Origin of the sequence: Methylophilus sp. TWE2 (assembly GCF_001183865.1) — a bacterium.
Lineage (GTDB): Bacteria > Pseudomonadota > Gammaproteobacteria > Burkholderiales > Methylophilaceae > Methylophilus.
This window is the reverse complement of record NZ_CP012020.1, coordinates 1,272,906-1,293,516: the sequence shown is the minus strand read 5'-3', so window position 1 is coordinate 1,293,516 and position 20,611 is coordinate 1,272,906. Positions and strand designations below refer to the sequence as shown.

At 47.6% G+C, this 20,611-nt stretch carries 13 protein-coding genes; 11 read left to right on the top strand and 2 right to left on the bottom strand.

The window, feature by feature from the left end; genetic code table 11:
• Nucleotides 1-141 precede the first annotated feature (141 nt).
• The gene (gene metG, locus ACJ67_RS06235) at nucleotides 142-2,193 is read right to left on the bottom strand and encodes a methionine--tRNA ligase (RefSeq protein WP_049638332.1); all 2,052 of its coding nucleotides are present in this window, start codon (nucleotides 2,191-2,193) and stop codon (nucleotides 142-144) included.
• Between the two features lie 285 nt (nucleotides 2,194-2,478).
• Here metG and ACJ67_RS06230 point away from each other — a divergent pair, with 285 nt between their 5' ends.
• The 8 genes from ACJ67_RS06230 to ACJ67_RS06195 all read left to right on the top strand — a co-directional run bounded on the left by ACJ67_RS06230 (nucleotide 2,479) and on the right by ACJ67_RS06195 (nucleotide 17,017).
• Nucleotides 2,479-2,970: an RNA polymerase sigma factor gene (locus tag ACJ67_RS06230; RefSeq protein WP_049638331.1), complete on the top strand. Its 492-nt coding sequence runs from the start codon at nucleotides 2,479-2,481 to the stop codon at nucleotides 2,968-2,970.
• Nucleotides 2,971-2,974: 4 nt separating this feature from the next.
• On the top strand, nucleotides 2,975-3,958 hold the full coding sequence (locus ACJ67_RS06225; RefSeq protein ID WP_049638330.1) for a FecR domain-containing protein: 984 nt from the start codon (nucleotides 2,975-2,977) through the stop codon (nucleotides 3,956-3,958).
• A 101-nt stretch (nucleotides 3,959-4,059) separates the two neighbouring features.
• Nucleotides 4,060-7,884, top strand: a complete 3,825-nt coding sequence (locus ACJ67_RS06220; protein WP_049638329.1) for a TonB-dependent receptor domain-containing protein — start codon at nucleotides 4,060-4,062, stop codon at nucleotides 7,882-7,884.
• 230 nt (nucleotides 7,885-8,114) lie between these two features.
• The gene (locus tag ACJ67_RS06215; protein WP_049638328.1) at nucleotides 8,115-10,487 is read left to right on the top strand and encodes a phosphoketolase; all 2,373 of its coding nucleotides are present in this window, start codon (nucleotides 8,115-8,117) and stop codon (nucleotides 10,485-10,487) included.
• Nucleotides 10,475-11,599, top strand: coding sequence for an acetate/propionate family kinase (locus ACJ67_RS06210; RefSeq protein WP_049638327.1), 1,125 nt, complete (start codon nucleotides 10,475-10,477; stop codon nucleotides 11,597-11,599). The genes ACJ67_RS06215 and ACJ67_RS06210 overlap by 13 nt, the downstream gene beginning before the upstream one ends.
• 267 nt (nucleotides 11,600-11,866) lie before the next feature.
• The gene (locus ACJ67_RS06205; protein ID WP_049638326.1) at nucleotides 11,867-12,415 is read left to right on the top strand and encodes an RNA polymerase sigma factor; all 549 of its coding nucleotides are present in this window, start codon (nucleotides 11,867-11,869) and stop codon (nucleotides 12,413-12,415) included.
• Nucleotides 12,415-13,392, top strand: coding sequence for a FecR domain-containing protein (locus ACJ67_RS06200; RefSeq protein ID WP_049638325.1), 978 nt, complete (start codon nucleotides 12,415-12,417; stop codon nucleotides 13,390-13,392). The genes ACJ67_RS06205 and ACJ67_RS06200 overlap by 1 nt, the downstream gene beginning before the upstream one ends.
• Nucleotides 13,393-13,483: 91 nt before the next feature.
• Nucleotides 13,484-17,017: a TonB-dependent receptor domain-containing protein gene (locus ACJ67_RS06195; protein ID WP_231587267.1), complete on the top strand. Its 3,534-nt coding sequence runs from the start codon at nucleotides 13,484-13,486 to the stop codon at nucleotides 17,015-17,017.
• 93 nt (nucleotides 17,018-17,110) lie between these two features.
• On the opposite strand, the gene ACJ67_RS06190 is transcribed toward ACJ67_RS06195, so the two are convergent.
• Complete coding sequence (locus tag ACJ67_RS06190) at nucleotides 17,111-17,569, bottom strand: fasciclin domain-containing protein (protein WP_049638324.1); 459 nt, start codon at nucleotides 17,567-17,569, stop codon at nucleotides 17,111-17,113.
• Between the two features lie 244 nt (nucleotides 17,570-17,813).
• Between ACJ67_RS06190 and ACJ67_RS06185 the strand changes: the two genes are divergently transcribed.
• Genes ACJ67_RS06185 through ACJ67_RS06175 form a run of 3 tightly spaced genes read left to right on the top strand, consistent with a single transcriptional unit; the run spans nucleotide 17,814 to nucleotide 20,577 of the window.
• Nucleotides 17,814-18,860, top strand: coding sequence for a glycosyltransferase family 1 protein (locus ACJ67_RS06185; RefSeq protein WP_049638323.1), 1,047 nt, complete (start codon nucleotides 17,814-17,816; stop codon nucleotides 18,858-18,860).
• Between the two features lie 45 nt (nucleotides 18,861-18,905).
• Nucleotides 18,906-19,994: an iron-sulfur cluster carrier protein ApbC gene (gene apbC / locus ACJ67_RS06180; protein ID WP_049638322.1), complete on the top strand. Its 1,089-nt coding sequence runs from the start codon at nucleotides 18,906-18,908 to the stop codon at nucleotides 19,992-19,994.
• Nucleotides 19,995-20,019: 25 nt separating this feature from the next.
• Nucleotides 20,020-20,577, top strand: a complete 558-nt coding sequence (locus ACJ67_RS06175; protein WP_049638321.1) for a DUF1003 domain-containing protein — start codon at nucleotides 20,020-20,022, stop codon at nucleotides 20,575-20,577.
• Nucleotides 20,578-20,611: the final 34 nt, after the last annotated feature.

Below are 20,611 nucleotides of genomic sequence, written 5' to 3'. Positions count from 1 at the left end.
TAATATAAATCAATGTGTTAGATGCTTTCCGAAAGTACCATTAGAACACTAAGCGTGACAGACAACTTGATATAGCACAACAAACATGTGCGAATGGTGCCAGTAAAAAATAACCTACCAGCACCATTACAAATAAATGCTTTACTTTACTCGCATACCTGCCTGCGCACCACTGTCTGGCGACAGGATATAAGGACCGCCACGTTCATCACTGGCAGCCAGCACCATGCCTTCGCTCATGCCAAACTTCATTTTGCGTGGCGCCAGGTTGGCGACCATGACGGTTAAACGCCCGACCAGCGTCGCAGGGTCATACGCAGATTTAATGCCTGCAAACACCTGGCGTGGCTTTTCCTCGCCAATATCCAGTAATAATTTAAGCAGCTTCTCAGCGCCCTCTACATGTTCAGCACTGACGATTTTCGCAATCCGCAAATCGACCTTGGTAAAGTCATCAATCGAAATATAGTCGCCCTCTTCGACAGCCTTGGTGTCGGCTTTCGCTTCAACCTTGGCTTCAGTGTTGGCAGGCGCTGCCGCTTGCAGGCTTTCTCTATTGGCTTCAACCATGGCTTCGATTTGCTTGCCTTCGAGGCGGGTCACCATATGACTATATGGCTGTATCGTTTGCGCACCCAAGCCTTGAGTGACATCGGCCCATGTTAATGGCTGTACATTCAAGAACGCTTCGACAGCTGCGGCAATATTTGGCAATACCGGTTTCAGGTAAATGGTCAGCAAGCGGAACATTTCCAGCGCGTTACTGCAAATCGCGTGCAATTCTGCCGCCTTGCTGTCGTCTTTTGCCACTACCCAAGGCGCAGCTTCTGCCACATAGGCATTGGCCGCATCAGTCAGCTTCATGATCTCACGCAAAGCCCGTGCGAAATCACGTGCAGCAAACGCTTCTGCGATGGCAGGTGCAGCAGCACGCATCTCGTCAATCACAACATGTTTCGCTGCAATCAGCTTGTTATCAAACTTCTTGGCGATAAACCCTGCCGTACGGCTGGCAATATTAATGTATTTCCCCACCAAGTCGCTGTTCACACGCGCAACAAAATCTTCCAGGTTGAGGTCGATATCTTCCATGCTGCCATTCAGTTTGGCGGCATAGTAATAGCGTAAATATTCGGGATTTTTCACATGATCCAGGTAGCTACGTGCCGTGATAAACGTCCCGCGTGACTTGGACATTTTTTCGCCATTCACGGTGAGGAAGCCATGCGCAAATACCTGTGTTGGCGTGCGGTGACCAGAATACTCCAGTGTCGCTGGCCAGAACAAGGCATGGAAATAGAGGATGTCTTTACCGATAAAATGATACAGCTCGGTCGAAGAATCTTTTTTCCAATATTCGTCAAAATCCAAGCCTGCTTTGGAACACAGGTTTTTGAAGCTAGCCATATAACCAATCGGCGCATCCAGCCAAACGTAGAAGTACTTGCCTGGCGCATCCGGGATTTCAAAACCAAAATAAGGCGCATCCCGCGAGATATCCCAGTCGGAGAGTTTGTTCTCACCAACCTCGCCCACCCACTCACTCATTTTGTTAGCGGCTTCAGCTTGCAAGGTGCCGGAACGTGTCCAGTCCCGCAAAAAGTCTGCACACTCACTCAGTTTAAAAAAGTAGTGTTCAGTCTCTTTGCGCACGGGTGTTGCGCCAGAAACGGCTGAATAGGGATTCAGCAAATCAGTCGGGCTATAGGTGGAACCACACACTTCACAGTTATCGCCATACTGGTCTTTGGCATGGCACTTAGGACATTCGCCCTTGATAAAGCGGTCCGGCAAAAACATGCTTTTGACCGGGTCAAAATATTGCTCTATGGTTTTAGTAGCAATTTTGCCATTGGCTTTCAGCGCTTTGTAAATGCCACTTGCGAGTTCACGATTTTCTTCAGAATTGGTGGAATAGTAGTTATCAAACTGCACCAGGAAATCCGCAAAATCCTGGCTATGCTCAGCATGCACTTTCTCAATCAGCGCTTCAGGCGTGATGCCCTCTTTTTCCGCCCGCAACATGATGGGGGTGCCGTGAGTATCATCCGCACACACATAATGCACTGTATGCCCCTGCATTTTCTGAAAACGTACCCAAATATCGGTTTGGATATATTCGACCAGATGCCCCAAATGAATACTGCCATTGGCATAAGGGAGTGCAGAAGTGACCAGAATTTTGCGTGTCATGACAACAGGGTTTCAAGTAAAAACGCTATTTTAGCAAACCATAAGACACTTCAGCGATTCCAAGCTAGATATTTGATATAAGCCAAGACCGCGCCCACACCAGATTGGTTTATTAAAGCCAAACTGGCTGATTACAACCGAAATAAAATCACACACCTCTTCTAACCACTATTGTTAAATTAGCAGGCGAAACAAGCATTTACCACCACCAGGCGCCACAACATTTATTCAGGAACAATCTTTGCCTGTGTTTTGCCATTGATCAAACCTCTTATCGCGTATCGCATGTTCTGGCATGGCATCAACCTACATTGGGCATATACGACGTTGCTTCCTGGCATCCGTCGGAAAACGCTTTGCCCGCATCATGCAAAAGATATTTTGCACGATGGCTTTTTACGCTTTGCCCTGACCACTAGCCCACACCGCAACCAGGAACCACATGCCTACCTGCGCACCATTGTGCAAAACCTGATTCTGGAGCAATACCGCAAAGACAGCTACTTTGCCGACTACCGGCAACAAGCAGAGCTGGAAGAGCCTGCCACGGTGTCAGCTGAGCACCTGGCTGATATCAAACAGCGCCTCGAACTCGTGACCCAAATCATTCAAGACCTGCCGCCTAAATGCCGCCAGGTGTTTATCATGTACCGCATTGAAGGCTACGCGCAAAAAGACATCGCCGAGCAGATGCACATCAGCCTGAATATGGTCGAACGGCATCTGATTCGCGCCTTGCTGGACCTGCGCGCGGCCCGTGAGCAGTTTCTCAAATAAGCGCATGTCAGCTCACAAAAAAATATCTGAAACCGCTGCCCGCTGGTTTATCCGCATGCAAGAGGCAGCGCCCGATGCGCCTGAACGCAGCCAGTTTGAAGCTTGGCTGATGCAACACCCATTACACCAGCAGGAATATGCAAGCATCAGCGACGCCTGGCAAGGCATAGACTCCATAGGCGACCTGCAAACCATGGCGCAGGCCAAACAGGCCGATATTTTTTTCAAACAAAGCGAGCGCAAAAAATCGAGGCAAAAACTGGCAGGTACTCTGGCCAGTGTGGTGGCTGCGCTTTGCATAGGCTGGGCTGGCTTGCATCAATACCATGTGTGGCAGAACACGCCCACACTACAACTCGCCGCGCAGACAACTACCGCACAACTGACCACCCAAACGCTGGACGACGGCAGCCGCGTCACACTCAACGCCAACTCGCGTATTGAGATCAAGTACTACCGCAACCAGCGTCACATTGACCTGCTGCAAGGCGAAGCCGTGTTTGAAGTCACCCCAGACCGTGACCGCCCCTTTGTGGTAGAAACCCAGCGCCTGAAAGTCACCGTGCTGGGCACCCGCTTTGCCGTTAATAAACTCAAACAACTTGAGCGCGTAAGTGTCGATCACGGCAAAGTGCAAGTTGTGAATAAACAGGCTGCACAAACGCTGATTCTGCAAAATAATCAGGTGGCTGAAATCAACCAGCATGGTCTGCAAGCTCGCCCACAAGTGAGCGCCCAAGACTACTTCCACTTTATCAGCGGCACCTTGGTATTTAATCAGGCATCACTGTCAGAAATCTCCGAAACCCTCTCGCGCTACCAGCCCAAACCCGTCACCAGCGATGAGCGTTCACAGGAGAAAATCAGCGCCGTGGTCGCCATTAAAGATAGCAACAGCTTTATCGCCACCCTACCCCGCATCGCCAATGTGCGGGTACACAACAGCCCAGAAGGCATACAACTGGAAACCTTCAATCAAGCCAAATAAGCTCGGCACGCATCATTACATTTTTTTGCAATCGACATATCAGGGTTTTGCCCCCCCGTGCATTAAGGCAATAACAAGCCAAAAAGTAACGGGGAAGTCAGATGCACACACCAAAAAAACTGATTCTGGGCGCAGCCATCGCTGCTTGCTTTAGCAGCCAGCCAGCCTGGATCAACCCTTTATGGGCAGCAGAACTTAACACCAACCTGCCGCAGTCAGAAGAAGACGCTTTGCTCTCGCAAAAAATCACCATCAACTTGCCAGCACAACCACTGGCAGCCTCACTCAAAGCATTGAGTGCCAAAATAGGATTAAACATCACCTATAACGACAAACTTGTTTCGGACAAACAAGCTCCGGCGCTAAGTGGCACTATGCGCAGCAAAGAAGCTTTGCAGAAACTACTGGCAAACACTGGGCTGGAAGCCAAGCTAAATGACAATACGCTTTATATACAGCGGATACCAAATATCAGTGAAGAAAAAAGCATAAATATTGAGAAAGTAGAGGTCAGAGCAAAAAAGTTTTATGAGATAGGCCCGCTGCCAGGCATAGGTCTTAGTAAAGATCAAATTCCTGGTAACGTGCAAAGTATTTCCGCTAAAGAAATCAAAGAGTCTCATTCATTAAGTATCACCGACTTAATGAATAGAAAGCTGCAGTCGGTCACAGTCAATGACTATCAAAGCAATCCGTTTCAGATGGATTTGCAATATCGTGGCTTTACCGCTTCACCACAACTGGGTACAGCACAGGGTATTTCTGTATTTCTTGACGGTATTCGCGTTAATGAGCCGTTTGGCGATGTAGTTAACTGGGACATGATTCCCATGAATGCGCTTAGCAGCCTGGATATGTTCCCGGGATCCAATCCTGTCTTTGGTTTGGGTACGTTAGGCGGTGCGTTAGCTATGCGGACTAAAAGTGGTTTTGATGGCAAATCGTTAGATGCGGAAATTCTAACCGGGTCATTTGGTCGTAAACAACTACAAGCTTCTGCTGGCGGTAATAACGATGTTATAGCAGGATTTGTTTCAGGTAATTTCTTCTTGGAGGACGGATGGCGGAAAGACTCTCCTAGCAAGGTCAACCAAGTCTTTGGTAAAGCTGAATGGCAGAGTGATCGTGCCCGTCTCGGCTTATCCATGCTATACGCCGGAAACAAACTTACCGGAAATGGTCTGCTACCTCAGCAAATGGTCGACCAGAATCCAAAGCAAGTTTACACTTCTCCCGATGAAAGCAAAAATGATCTTCTGCAGTTCCAGTTATCAGGAGTGTGGGATGTGACCGATACTTTTAATATTACAAGCCAAATATACAACCGTAAAAGTAAACGCAAAAGTCATACTTCAGATGTAAATGAAAACTTCGGAGGCGATGATGATGTCGCTGCGACTGCGAGTACCAGAGACCGTACTCGGCAGTTACTACCTGGGCTTCAGGATATAAATCGCGATGGTCTACCAGACTATAACGATTACACAATGAATGTAGCGGCAGATGCAAACTACAACCCACTGGCAACGTTTGAAGACCCTGTGACTGGCGTTATCAGCGTAGGGGCGTGCCTTGACCCCGAGGATAGTTGTGCTGAACGCTTAATTTACGGCACTGATTTCGGCACCCGTGCCAGATATCGTGATGAACAGGGGCAGTGGCAGGATGTTACCGATCAAGTTCAAGTAGATGCTACAGATGGTTCTGGAACTAAAGTTTGGAATTGGACTTTTGATCCACGCATCGGTAATGACTTTTATGGTCTAGGTGGTAATTTGGCACCTTCAAAAATTCCTGATGCATTTAATGCACCTGTCGCCTCCGAAGAGTATGCCAAATTAGTACGCTTTACTTGGGAAAATAGGGCTGCAATGAAGGCAACGAATAATCTTTATGGTGTGTCCGCAGGATTTTTGCCTAGATCATCAACGCAGCATGCGGGTGCAGGAAATCCTAACTATGATTATGATTTAGCTGGATTAGGTGCCGCGGGGGGCGTCTTCGGGGGCTATACAGATTCATCTGGATTTTTTCATAGTTACTGGGAGTTATCAGAACCGATTAACAAAGGCGTTTACCCTGAGTTATGTGCGATGACAGGGATTGGTGCTGTGGGTTCCTCTCCTTGTGTCAAGGATGCAAACGGCAATTATATATATCGAGATGGCAAGGCTAGTGTACTCAACAATGGCGTTGCGACAGGTTATATCGAGGGCACCCCAACAGCGATTTTTAACGATACAGAAATTAATCAGCTCGGCAAAGGTGCAGCAGTGCAACTGAACTGGAATCTTGATCAGCACAAATTGATGATTGGGTCATCCTTTGATACATCGGACAGTACTTATGCCAGCAAGCAGTATCTTGGTTTTCTTGATAAAAATAGACACGGTTATGTCGATCCTAGTCAATTAGGATGGGAGTATTCGGCGAATAGCCCCGAAAGAGGCTTTGCGCTAAATGATTTTAAAGGTGATAACACAACTAAAAGTATTTATTTCAGTGAAACCTGGACACCTACCAAAACACTGAGCATTAATGCGGCTGCACGCTTCAACCACACTATTGTTCGCAATCAACTAGATGTTACAAAGTTAAGTCATTTTGGCGATGTAAATAGGATTGTGAACTTACTCAACTATCCAGTCTTATGTACAGACACAAATAATAACGGCACGATAGAAGCCAGTGATTGTCCTTTAGGCTTGGATGACGCCATAGTTCCATTTGATCCTAGCTATGCCTATATGGGAGATGGCTTTATAGGCAGTGATGGCAAAAACATGCTTGCAATGTTTACAGGAGAGAAAGAGAAGTTTAAGTATCGTTCTTTCAACCCTTCTTTGGGGATAACTTGGCAAGCACAAGAAAATTTGAACTTATATGGCAATTGGAGCCGGGGTGCCAGAACTCCCACAACTATTGAATTGGGTTGTGCGTTTGATGATAGTCCCGTTTTCGATAAGATCGATTCAGTTACTGGTCAACCTGTGTATGTGAAGCGTAGCTGGCGTGAGCGTCGTTCCTGCAATCTGCCTGGTGCAATGTCGGGGGATCCTTACTTGAAGCAAGTGCGTTCTAACAGCCTGGAGTTTGGTGCAAGAGGGCGATTGACAGATTATCTTGAGTGGAATGCAAGTGTTTATCGTACTGACTTAACTGACGATATTTATTTTGTTGCGGTGAATGGAGTACAGAGCTATTTCAAAAATATTGGCAACACTCGCCGTCAAGGTTTGGAGATGGGGTTGAAAGGCCGGTGGGGCAAGACAACTTTTGGCATTAACTATGGTTTGACCGATGCTACTTTCCAATCCGAATTTACCTTGGATAGCCCTAACAATAGTTCTGCAGGGAATGTGTACGACTTGAATTACGATCGTGAAGGCACTTATGGGCAAATCAAGGTCAAGCCTGGCAACCGAATGCCTGGCGTACCATTACATAATCTGAACTTGAATATGGCATACGAGCTCACTAGCAAATGGAATATCGGGCTCAATATGGTGATGCATTCCGAAGCTTTTATCCGTGGAAATGAAAACAACAAACATAAAGCAGGGTCTGCTTTACCCATTTTTCCAACAGGCCCAAATGGACCTGCGGTTGAACGCGCCGGTTTCGGCCCAGGAAAAAGCTCTGGTTATGCAGTATTCAACTTTCAGACCAGTTATAAAATTACTCCGGAGTGGATATTTGGCCTACAGGTGAATAACCTGTTTGATAAGGAATATGCAAGTGCTGGACGCCTGGGTTTAAATGCGTTCTCTCCTTCTATCAGAGGGGTCATTGGAGAAAGCGGCTTTAACTATAACAGCGCGGACTGGCAGGGAACTAGTTTTTTGGGCATAGGCGCACCAAGGTCAGCTTTTGTCACATTAAGTTACGAGTTTCAACCTAAAAAGAATTTAGAGAGCGTTGAGTAGAACCCAAAGGGTCAGGCTGGTTTGAAAGTGTTTAAGCTTCAAGACAGTCTAACCCTTTAATCCCCTTTTAATCTTCGTATTTTATAAAAGCTTTCAAAGCTGCTCTATGGCGCAACACCAGCGCCCGACATCCCTGTTCCAAAATACTTTCTTTTGATTTATGCCAAACCATTTGCCATGGTGAGTGACATACTATTCAAATAATCAGTGAAAACGAGAGGGTTGCGCATATGACTGAACACAGGGTTTTATTGGACGAGCATGAGCTGAAATGCATTAATCGTTATTGGTCGGCATGCAATTATTTGGCTGCGGGCATGATTTACTTGCAGGACAACCCGCTATTAAAAAAACCGCTGGAAGCTGGCCATATCAAACAACGGCCACTAGGCCATTGGGGCTCCAGTCCAGGATTGAGTTTTACTTACATTCATATCAATCGCATGATCAAAAAATACGACTTGAATGCGATTTTTATCGCCGGACCTGGGCACGGCGCACCCGGTGTACTGGCGCCCGTCTATTTGGAAGGCACTTGCAGCGAAATTTATCCAGACAAAGCCCAAACCGAATTAGGCATGCGCAATTTGTTTAAAGACTTTTCTTTTCCAGGTGGGTTTGGCAGCCATTGCACGCCTGAATTGCCTGGCTCCATTCATGAAGGCGGTGAACTGGGGTATAGCCTTTCGCATGCTTTTGGGGCTGCATTCGATAATCCGGATTTATTGGTGGCTGTGATGGTGGGAGATGGAGAGGCAGAAACTGGCCCGCTGGCTACGGCATGGCATTCAAACAAATTCCTGAACCCCGTTCGAGATGGCGCGGTGTTACCAGTGTTGCATCTGAATGGCTACAAAATCAACAATCCAACCGTGTTATCGCGGATATCACACCAGGAACTGGAGGATTTACTCAAAGGCTACGGCTGGACACCCATTTTTGTAGAAGGAAATGATCCAGACCGCATGCATCAGGAGATGGCGCAAGCGCTTGAAACCGCTATTCAGTCAATGCAGAACATCCAGCAAAACGCGAGAACAAATAATGACGTCAGCCGCCCTCGCTGGCCCATGATTGTGTTACGTAGTCCCAAAGGCTGGACTGGCCCCAAAACGGTGGATGGGCATCAAGTGGAAAACAGCTGGCGTGCGCATCAAGTGCCTATCAGCAAACCCGCGGAGAACCCTGAGCATCTTGCGCAATTGGAATCGTGGTTGCGCAGCTATCAACCTGAAAGCTTATTTGATGCTGAGGGGCGTCTCTTGCCTGAGCTGGCGGAGTTAGCGCCACGCGGCACCAGACGCATGAGTGCCAATCCGCATGCCAATGGTGGGCTGTTGCGCCAGCCGCTGGCTTTGCCAGACTACCGCCAGTATGCGGTCACGGTATCATCGAAAGAAGGCGCCCTTCACTCCAATACGCAACCGCTGGGTTGCCTGCTGCGTGATGTGATATCAGCCAATCCCAACAATTTTCGCGTATTTGGGCCTGATGAAACCAGCTCGAACAAGCTGCAGGACGTGTACACCGCCAGCAAAAAGACCTGGCTGGCTGATCGATTGCCAGAGGATGACGATGGCGGTGAGCTGGCGGCAGATGGCAAAGTCATGGAATACCTGTCTGAGCACACACTGGAAGGCTGGCTGGAAGGTTACCTGCTAACAGGCAGGCATGGTTTTCTATCCACTTACGAGTCATTCGTGCATGTGATTGACTCCATGTTTAACCAGCATGCCAAATGGCTGGAGATGTCGAAAAAAGTCAGCTGGCGTGCGTCGGTTTCTTCTTTGAATTTATTGATTACGTCCACAGTCTGGCGGCAAGACCATAACGGCTTTACGCATCAGGACCCGGGATTCCTGGATCTGGTCGCCAACAAAAGTGCGGAAATTACACGCATTTATTTACCCCCCGATGCCAACTGCCTGCTTTCTGTGGCGGATCACTGTTTGCGCAGCACTGATTACATTAATGTGATTGTCTGCGACAAACAAAAACACCTTCAGTATCTTGATATTGAAAGTGCCACCATCCATTGCGCAAAAGGGTTGGGGATTTGGGAGTGGGCCAGCAGTGACGCGGGGAGCGAACCCGATTTGATTATGGCATGTGCGGGCGACATTCCAACCAAAGAAGCGCTTGCGGCTACCCAGCTGCTCATGCACCACTTTCCTGCGCTAAAAATCCGCTTTATCAATGTCGTCGATTTATACAAACTGACACCAGAGAGCGAACATCCGCATGGTTTATCCGATAAGGAGTTTGACCGCCTGTTTACCACGGACAAACCCATCCTGTTCAATTTTCACGGCTATCCCTACCTGATTCACAGACTCACTTACCGGCGCGCCAATCACGCAAACCTGCATGTGAGAGGCTATCGCGAAAAAGGCAGCATCAACACACCGCTGGAGCTGGCCATCCAGAACAAGATTGACCGCTTTAGCCTGGCCATTGAAGCCATTTACCGTATCCCCGGCCTACGCAATATCGGTGCCCATGTGCAAGAAGAACTCCTGAACCGCCAGATCGCCTGCTGTGAATATGCCTATGAGCATGGCGTGGATATGCCTGAAGAGGATGAGTGGCAATGGCAGAAGTGAATGCATCGGCCCAATTGAATGACGATCACGCCTTACTGGTGATCAACTGCGGCTCATCCAGCCTGAAAGCGGCCTACTTTGCACCCAACAAAGCCCGCCAGAATTACCATTATTGTATAGCCCCGCACCTACCAGTGACAGAGGGCTTCGAGGCTACATTTAAACAGCTTTTTACAGAGTTGGGGGCTGCCCGCCCAACCCGTATCGCACACCGTTTTGTGTTTGGTGGCCATATTGAGGACACGGCACGTTTACTGACGGAGGAAGAGCAAGATCGTCTTGAAAGCCTGGTTTCGTTCGCACCTTTGCATCTCCCGCTCAACTTGTTAGGGGTCAGGCTTTGTGCAAGGCACTATTCCGACCAGCCGCGGCTGTCGCAGTGGGCGTGTTTTGACAACGGTTTTCATTACAACCTACCCGCATTGGCTTACCGCTATGCAGTACCTGAAACAGCGCATCTGCGTCGATTTGGCTTTCATGGCTTGAATTATGCGCATATCGTCAAGCAGCTACCCGAAGTGCTTGGCGATCAGGTTGCACGGGGGCGTGTTGTTGTCGCCCACCTTGGCAGCGGATGCAGCCTATGCCTGCTTGAAAACCTGCAATCAGTGGATACCAGTATGGGTTATAGCACAGCAGGTGGCATTCCGATGGCGACGCGCAGTGGCGACCTGGATCCCGGCGTGATGCTGGCACTCGCAAAACAGTTGAACAGCAGACAACTGGAGGATTTGATTTTTCACCAAAGCGGCTTACTCGCCCTCTCTAACGGCGAAAGCAGCGACATGCAAACCTTGCTTGAAAGCGACAGCCCTGCTGCAAAATTTGCGGTGGACTACTTTGCCCGTAGCGCTCGCGCCATGATAGGAAGTTATGCTGCGAAAGCAGGTGGCATTGATGCATTGGTGTTTACGGGCGGCATAGGCGAACACGCCAGCCAAATCAGAACACTCATTTGTGACCCGCTCTCATTTTTAGGCTTTCGTTTGTCCCCAAGCGCCAACCAAACCCATCAAACCTGGATCAGTGACCCCACCTCTAAACCCATTCTGGTCATTGCTGCTGATGAAGAAGCGGAAATGGCTGCCCAGGTGGAGCTTCAAGAGATTTAAGCTGCCTAGTTCAAAATATCACGATCAGCATGCAAGCAATAGCCAAATCAAATCGGTTTAAGCTATAAGCTGAATATAAGCGCCTGAAAATTTCTTTTTTCAGCCAATAAGTTTGGCTGATATCAACCAATAATTTTCCATAACAACCAAATTTTGGTCATGCTCCATTTATTTAAACCATTGAAATCAATGCGTTATATTTTATACAGAATTCGGCACAAATATTGCGCACCATTTAAGTAAGTGTCATCAACTTGGTTGAATGCAATGAGTTTTTTTAGCAATACCGAAAACGATACATTCTGGTGCAATCTGAGCCTGAAATGGGTGTATACCGATTTGTTTCGTAGCATTTACGGACGAACGCGTAACTTTCATTTAGCGAACGATGTGCTGCACGATGCGATTGTGAAGTTTGCGGTGAAAAACAGCTTGAAGCAGATTGATGAGCCACAGGCTTATTTGCGTGGGATTGTAAAAAATACGCTGGTCGATTACTACCGCGATGCCGCACACTATGTGGATGCCGGATTATTGGGGGCAGACTCCACTAACATTGATCCTGAACTGGAATTGAGTGACAAATATTCACCGGAAAAAATGGTGGATATCAAGCAACGCATGCATGCGCTGCAAAACATCATTGATTGCCTGCCCCCCAAATGCCGCCAGGTGTTCTGGATGCACCGTATTGAAGGCCAGCCACAACTGGAAATCGCCGCGGAACTTGGCATCAGCCTGAATATGGTTGAACGTCACATGATTCGCGCTCTGGTGGATATTGCGCTGGCAAAAGACTACCTTTTACACGAATAATGACCCAGCCACGCAATACTGCTTTAGAGCAGGCCTCAAAATGGTTTTTGCGCCTCAAGGACGCAGCGCCTGACCATGCCGACCGTGGCAGGTTTGAAGCCTGGCTCATGGAGTCTGAAGCCAATCGCCAGGCCTATCAGCGGATTGCAGAAACCTGGGGCGATTTTGATTCCCCTGCACGAATCACGCATATTTCCCAGGCCATGAGTGCCAGAAAACTGGATGAAGATATCCGCAAACGTCAGCGTGCCAATACTCTTGCTAAACTGGGCGCGGTGGTCGCAATTGGCCTTGCCAGCCTATTTGGCTTTCAGCAATGGCAATCATGGCAAGCGCAGCCGCTGGAAACCATCGCACAGACCAGCGCACCCGGCCATATGGTTAGCCGCTTCCTGCCTGATGGTACCAAACTGACCCTGGATGCGCACAGTGATACCAAAGTGGTCTATTACCGTGACAAGCGCTATGTCAGACTGCTTCATGGCCAGGCCGTGTTTGAAGTGGTGAAAGATGCTGACCGCCCATTTATTGTAGAAAGTGATCACGCCAGAATCACCGTCAAGGGCACACGTTTTGTCGTCAATATGATCAATCACAAAACCGTGGTCGCCGTGGATCATGGCAAAGTGCTGGTAGAAACCTTGCAGGCTGGTCAAACCAGCAGCGTATTGTTAAGCAATGGTGAAGTGGCAGAAGTGAAAGACCAGGCCAAGCCGGTCAAATTGAATAAATCAGCCAAGGACTACTTTGCCTTTTTGCAGGGCAGACTGATTTTTGATGGAGCCTCGCTCTCTGAAGTCACCGAGACACTCTCAAGGTACCGCCAGCCGCCCATAGTTAACCACTCAACCTCCGACACAGAGATTTCAGCAGTGGTTGATGTGCACACACTCAATAAATTTATCAAAACCTTACCAGCGGTTGCTCCGGTAAAACTGCAAGAGTCCGAAGCAGAAACAGCCATCGTTGACCGCTAAGCCATCACAAAATTTTACATTCCACACATCAGGGAGGCAGCGCCCTCCCCGTCAATAGTCTGTACAAGGACTTTTTAAGACGGGTGGAGACGTGTTTAAAACAAATAAAATCAATCGTATTGGCCAACAATCTGCCATATTGTTATGTGCCATCAACTTAGGAATCGCCAGCGCAGAGCCGCTCAAAACCGAGATTCCAGCCAATATCAATATTCAATCCCAGCCATTGGGCAATGCCTTAAAACAGTTTGCCACCCAAACCGGGAAAAATATCATCTTTGATAAAACTCTGGTCAACGGTAAAACCGCCCCGCCCGTGAAAGGTAACTTTGGCGAGATGGACGCGTTAAAGAGAGTGCTCGAAAACTCCGGTCTTGAAGCCGTGCAAGAAGATGGCACCATCGTCATCCGCACAGCTCGCCCGGTTGTTCAAAAGAAAACCGAAAATCTCGAACTGGACAAGGTTGAAGTACGCGCCAAGCGCTTTTATGAAGTGGGCCCATTGCCAGGCTTAGGACTAACCAAAGAAGAAATCCCCGGTAACGTTCAAAGTATCTCTGCCAAAGAAATAAAAGAAGCACATTCGTTAAGTCTGACTGACCTCATGAATCGCAAGCTGCAGTCTGTGACAGTCAATGATTACCAAGGCAACCCATTCCAGATGGATGTGCAGTACCGTGGTTTTACAGCCGGCCCGCAGATTGGTACACCTCAAGGTTTGTCAGTCTTTTTCGATGGAATTCGTGTCAACGAGCCATTTGGCGATGTCGTGAACTGGGACATGATTCCCATGAATGCCTTATCAAGCGTTGATGTATTCCCTGGCTCTAACCCTATCTTTGGTTTAAATACCTTAGGCGGGTCTTTTTCGATGAAAACCAAAGATGGTTTTAATAATACAGGTGTGGATGCTGATGTGCTGACTGGTTCATTTGGCAGGAAGCAACTACAGGTTGAAGGTGGCTGGAATAATGGGCCGATTGGTTTATTTGCCGCGGGCAATTTCTTTTTGGAAGATGGTTGGCGGAAACACTCTCCAAGCAAGGTAAACCAATTCTTTGGCAAAGCCAGTTATCGAGGAGATAGGCTTGACCTAAATTTAAACACATTGTTAGTTGGAACTGATTTGGTTGGTAACGGGTTAATTCCAAGTGAAATGTATGCACAAGACAGAAACGATGTCTTTACAAGTCCAGATAGTACTAAAAATCGACTGCAACAATTTCAACTCAGTGGTGCTTTTCAAGTTAATGATAGCTTTAGCGTCACTGGTCAGGTTTACAGAAGAAATAGCGATAGGCAACAAAAAGGGTCAGATGTATATACCGACCTTGCTGGAGATGAGTTTGGTCCATTTGATCGGAGAATTCCCGACGCCAATGAGCAGACGACTTGCTTATATAAATCGTCTAACGCAAATGGATTGCCTGATTATTACATCCTAACCACTATTGACCCTCCTAATGACGCATCAGATTTCCTATTGGATCCTTTTGTTCAGAGTGGTATTACTGATAGAGCAACACTTGATCAAGCACTACAGAATAACTTATTCCCTAATATCGTTTTTAACAAGCCTATTACAAACCCGATTGCGGAAGCAAGGCTCGTACAGCTTTTTAAAACTGCTAATAATTTTACGCAAGAATTTGTAACTCAAGGAGATCAATTAGATTTACAAGTTGCTGTCCCTCCTATTTCAAGTAATGGCGAGCCAGGAGCAGCGATAAGTTACAACCACTACAATGGGAATGGTGGAGCAGATAACTCCATAGATCCATTTTTTGCTTTAGATAACTTTTATTACTCGCTTGAAAATGGCGTTGTTTATAAGAATTATATGATTGTGCCAGCTCCAATAAACCAGCAGGCATGCTTAGCTTCTGCCGCGCTAGATGGTGGTTCTGGTGTCAGATTAGTAAAATTGGATGAGAGTGGTAATCCAGTTGTAAGGCGTATAGATGGTTTATATGACGGGGGTCCAGGTGTTGTAGAAGGCACTCCAACAGCACTAATCACTAATAATCAGATTAAACAAGTCACAGATGGTGCATCATTACAATTCAACTGGAACTTTGAAAAGCATAAATTAATGCTGGGTATGTCCATAGACGCAGCAAGTGCCACTTACACAAACACGCAACAACTTGGGGTTTTAGATGCAAACAGAAATGGATTCATAGCTCCAGAATTATTACATCCACAATGGACAGCCGCTAGTGTAGCTGTCGCTAATAACGATTTCAGTGGAACGAATACTACAAAAAGCATCTACTTCAGCGAAACGTGGAAACCCACTGAAACCTGGAACTTCAACATTTCAGGACGCTACAACCAAACTAAAACTAAAAACACGGTTGCTGCGCGCTATGGCTTCGGTGCGTTTGATTTGTACCAGCTAATATCACAACCAAATACCTGGGACATTTGTAGAACCGATGCAGAATGCACTAATTATCAACATGGATATCGATTACTTAATCTGTCCAAAGTACTTGACCCAGCAGAGACGGAGAAATTTAGCTATTACTCTTTTAATCCCTCGATAGGTGCCACCTGGCAAGCAAAGGAAAATCTGAATATTTATGCAAATGTTGCTAAAGGGACTCGTACGCCTAGTGTAATTGAACTAGGTTGTGCATTAGACAAAACCTTAGTGAGAACTGGCGGCACTGATGAAAACCCAATTTATGAATATAAGAGCGTACAAGAGAATAGAGAGTGCTCATTACCCACTACGCTATCCGGCGACCCATACTTACCACAAATAAAGTCAACTAGTTACGACATTGGCATGCGCGGAACGCTTAGTGGGTTATTCGGAAGCGATACTATCCAGTGGAACCTTGGCACTTATCAAACAGACCTTCAAGATGATATCTACTTTGTATCTGTAGCCAACGGACAAGGATTTTTTGATACAGTTGGGCGGACGAGAAGAAGAGGTGTTGAAGCTGGTATATCTGGAAAAAAAGATAAATTCACTTTTAGTATAAATTACAGCCTTAACGATGCTACTTTTGAAGACAAATTCAGAATGTTTAGCAATGACAACAGTAGTGCTGTTGATACAGGCTTTGGCCTTAGAGAGATTACAGTTAAACCAGGAAGTACACTTCCAGGCGTAGCTCTACACAATTTGAATGCCAGTCTCGCCTACGATATAAACGATAAATGGCGTATTGGTATTAGCACGGTTATGCATTCAGATAGCTATGTACGAGGCAATGAAAATAATGAGCATCAACCAGGAGTTATAAGGACCGTGCAGGTTGCTCCTGGAACACCAGGTTCTGTGACAGAACCATCAGGTCAAGCATATTTGAGACTTCCCCCCACGAGAAACCCCGGAAAAGTTCCGGGCTACGCTGTTTTTAACTTTCAAACGAGCTATAAATTCAACAAGGAATGGACCGCTACGATGTTAATTAACAACCTTTTTGATACTGAGTACTTTAGTGCTGGGCGTTTAGGAAGAAACCCTTTCTCACCTAGTATTAATGGAGCCATTGGTCCTGATGGATATAACCATAACTCTGGTGATTGGCTGAGTACCAACTTTATTGCGCCAGGCGCACCTCGCGGTATCTGGTTCAGTTTGAATTGGAACTTTGTACCGGACTGATCCCTGTGATAACTGGGTCATAGTAAAAAGTAAAATAAAATCTGATTTTTTCACTCTGATCCCGCTACCCCTACTGACCCAAGGCTCCACAGATCAACTCTTTGGGATCAGCACCGCACTCATGATATGAATGACGCCATTATCCGCATTGATTTCATCGCCCACCACCTTAACATTATCGACTTTCACACCATCAGTCACAGAGAGCATCAGGTCAGCACCTTCGAGCGATTTGACTTTGCCAGCGCTTACGTCAGCCTGGGTAATTTTGCCGGGATAAATATGGTAGTTGAGCACTTTTTTCAGCTCTGTGGGATTAGCCATCAAGGCTTTAAATTTTGCTTTTGGTAGTTTGGCAAACGCCGCATCATTAGGGGCAAACAGGGTAATCGGGCCTTTATCATTGAGCGTGCTCTCTAGGCCGGCCGTTTTAACGGCTTGTAAAAAGGTCTTGAAGTCACCTTCTTGATCAGCGGTTTGCAGCAAGGTGTCTGCATTGGCATGATGGGCATAGCTCATCGCTAACAGGGTCAGTGCAAGTAGTTTGTTCATGCGTGTTCTCCAGATAAGTTAACCGTGACTGCTTGATGGATATTGCTGTCATCGATGTGCTTACCTTAGCAATCCAGCCTTACAGTGAACTTACCGCATGGGGCGCGAAGCTTACAGCCAGCTGACCACGTACGATGATGTGCAAAACGGCAGAGGACGCCACCATCATAAACACTTAAATAGTCATCAATCCGTCATTTAAGCTTGCCAACATACATCAACCCTTCTATGCGGAGCGTAGTGAATGATGTTGATTGTGACTGACACCTTTCAGCAAACAAATGGTGTTTCAACAACCTATAAAAACTTGCGCCGCGTCGCCCGTTCACGCAATCTCCGCTTCAGGGTATTGCATCCCAGCTTGTTTCGCTGGATGCCATTACCGTTTTACCCCGAAATACAGCTCAACTTGCAACCGTGGCGGCTTTGGCGCACGCTCAACCGCATGCAACCAACGCAATTGCATATCGCTACCGAAGGTTTGATGGGCCTGGTGGCACGTTGCTGGTGCAAACTGCACAAAAAACCATATACCACCTCTTACCACACGCGTTTTCCTGAATATCTGCAACTAATGTGGCATATTCCATCGCGCTGGACCTATGGCTATTTACGCTGGTTTCACCGTGACGCATTGACGACGTTTGTCACCACAGAAAGCATGCGCCGGACATTGCTAAAACAGGGATTTAAGCACCTGGTCATCTGGTCGCGCGGCGTGTCCGAGCAACTGATAAGCACATCACATGCAGCCTCTTCAGGGAGCAAGTTACGCGTGCTGAATGTTGGTCGCGTCAGCAAAGAAAAGAACCTGGATGCCTTGTGTGTATATCAGGACGAATTTGAGATCACCATCGTCGGTGACGGCCCATATTTAAACGAATTAAAGCAAAAATATCCGCGTGTGCATTTTGTGGGATACCACTACGGCCAGGCATTAGCTGAGCTGTATGCAAATAACGACGTGTTTGCCTTCCCCTCACGTACAGACACGTTTGGCATTGTGATGATAGAAGCCATGTGTAATGGTTTGCCCGTGGCGGCTTTTAACGTTACTGGGCCATGTGACGTTGTCGAACAAGGATTTTCGGGTGTGCTATACCACGATCTGAAGCAGGCCATCCTGCGTTGTCGGTCATTGGATAGACAGGCGATCCGCCTCAAGGCGCGCAGTCTCTGGAGCTGGTCTCACTGTTTTGATACCTTTCAACACCATTACCAACAATCTGCAGAACAGTTTGCGGAACGACCCTCCCACATGCAACATGACGAACACACACCAATGCGGTAAAATACCCGATCTAATTAGTCAGGCATTACCGCAGGGATCTCAGGCATGGCCATCAGCGAATTATTGATTCAAAGCACCCTAAAACTTTGCATAGACCCAAATACCGGCAAAGACTTTATCAGTGGAAAATCTATTAAAAATATCCAGATAAATGGTAACGACGTCAGTCTGGATGTGGTGCTGGGCTATCCGGCCCAAACACAACTGGAGGTGATCCGCAAGCAAGTGTCTGAGGCCTTGAGCAGTATTGAAGGCATAGGCAAGGTCACCGTCAATGTGGGTTGTCGTATTGTTGCGCACAGCGTGCAACGCGGCGTCAATTTGCTGCCCAATGTGAAAAACGTGATTGCGGTGGCTTCCGGCAAAGGTGGCGTGGGCAAATCCACCACCTCCGTCAACCTGGCACTGGCGCTAGCCGCAGAGGGAGCGACTGTGGGCCTGCTAGATGCCGATATCTACGGCCCCAGCCAGCCACAGATGCTGGGTATTTCCGGCCGCCCTGACAGCGCCGATGGCAAAAGCATAGAACCCATGCGTGCGCATGGCATTCAGGCCATGAGCATCGGTTTTTTGGTGGATACAGATACACCTATGGTTTGGCGCGGCCCCATGGTGACTGGCGCTTTAGAACAACTATTACGCGATACGCGCTGGCAAGACCTCGATTATCTAGTCATAGACCTGCCACCGGGCACGGGTGACATTCAATTAACACTGGCACAAAAAATTCCTGTGACAGGTGCGATCATTGTCACGACGCCACAAGACATTGCCTTGCTTGATGCGCGCAAAGGCTTGAAAATGTTTGAGAAAGTCGGCATCCCTATCCTGGGCATCGTCGAAAACATGAGCACGCATATCTGCTCCAATTGCGGCCATGAAGAACATATTTTTGGTGCCGGTGGTGGCGCGCTCATGGCTAAAGATTACAACGTAGATTTACTCGGCAGTTTGCCCTTGGATATGAGCATCCGCATGCAGGCAGATGGCGGCCAGCCTACCGTGGTTGCACACCCGGAAAGCGCGATTGCGAATACTTATAAAGAGATTGCACGCAAAGCGGCGAGCAAAATCGCCATTGCCAGCCTGGACCACAGCGCCAAGTTTCCTAACATTGTGATCCAGAAAACCTGAATACCCCCCCTGAAAGAAGCTGCGTATGACACTCCGCGAACACCATATTGCTGAAGGCCTGATGGGTGCGCAATACGAAGCGATGGATGAGCATATGCAACGGGTGGCACGCCATGTTACCGAACGCCACCCGGTTTCGCGTAACCTGGCTGCACCCCCCACCCAGGAAACATTGAGCCGAGGTCAACGTGCCGCCGATGCCATGGCACGCTTCGGCGGCTCCTGGGCCTTTATTTTCGTGTTTATGCTCGTCTTGGTGGGCTGGGTCATTCTCAACTCGGTCATCCTGTTGCGATATGGCAACGCGTTTGATCCCTACCCCTATATTTTGCTCAACCTGTTCATGTCCATGCTGGCTTCAATCCAGGCACCGATTATCCTCATGTCACAAAACCGCCAGGCAGAAATTGACCGCCAGCAAGCCGAGCATGACTATGAAGTGAATTTAAAAGCAGAGTTGGAAATATTGTTGTTGCACGAAAAAATGGATCACTTGCGAGAACAGCAATGGCAGGAACTGATTGGTTTACAGCAACAGCAAATCAGCTTGCTGGAAAAACTATTAGCCGGAAAGCCCCAATAAAAAAGCGCCTGTCGGCGCTTTTTTATTGGGCAGT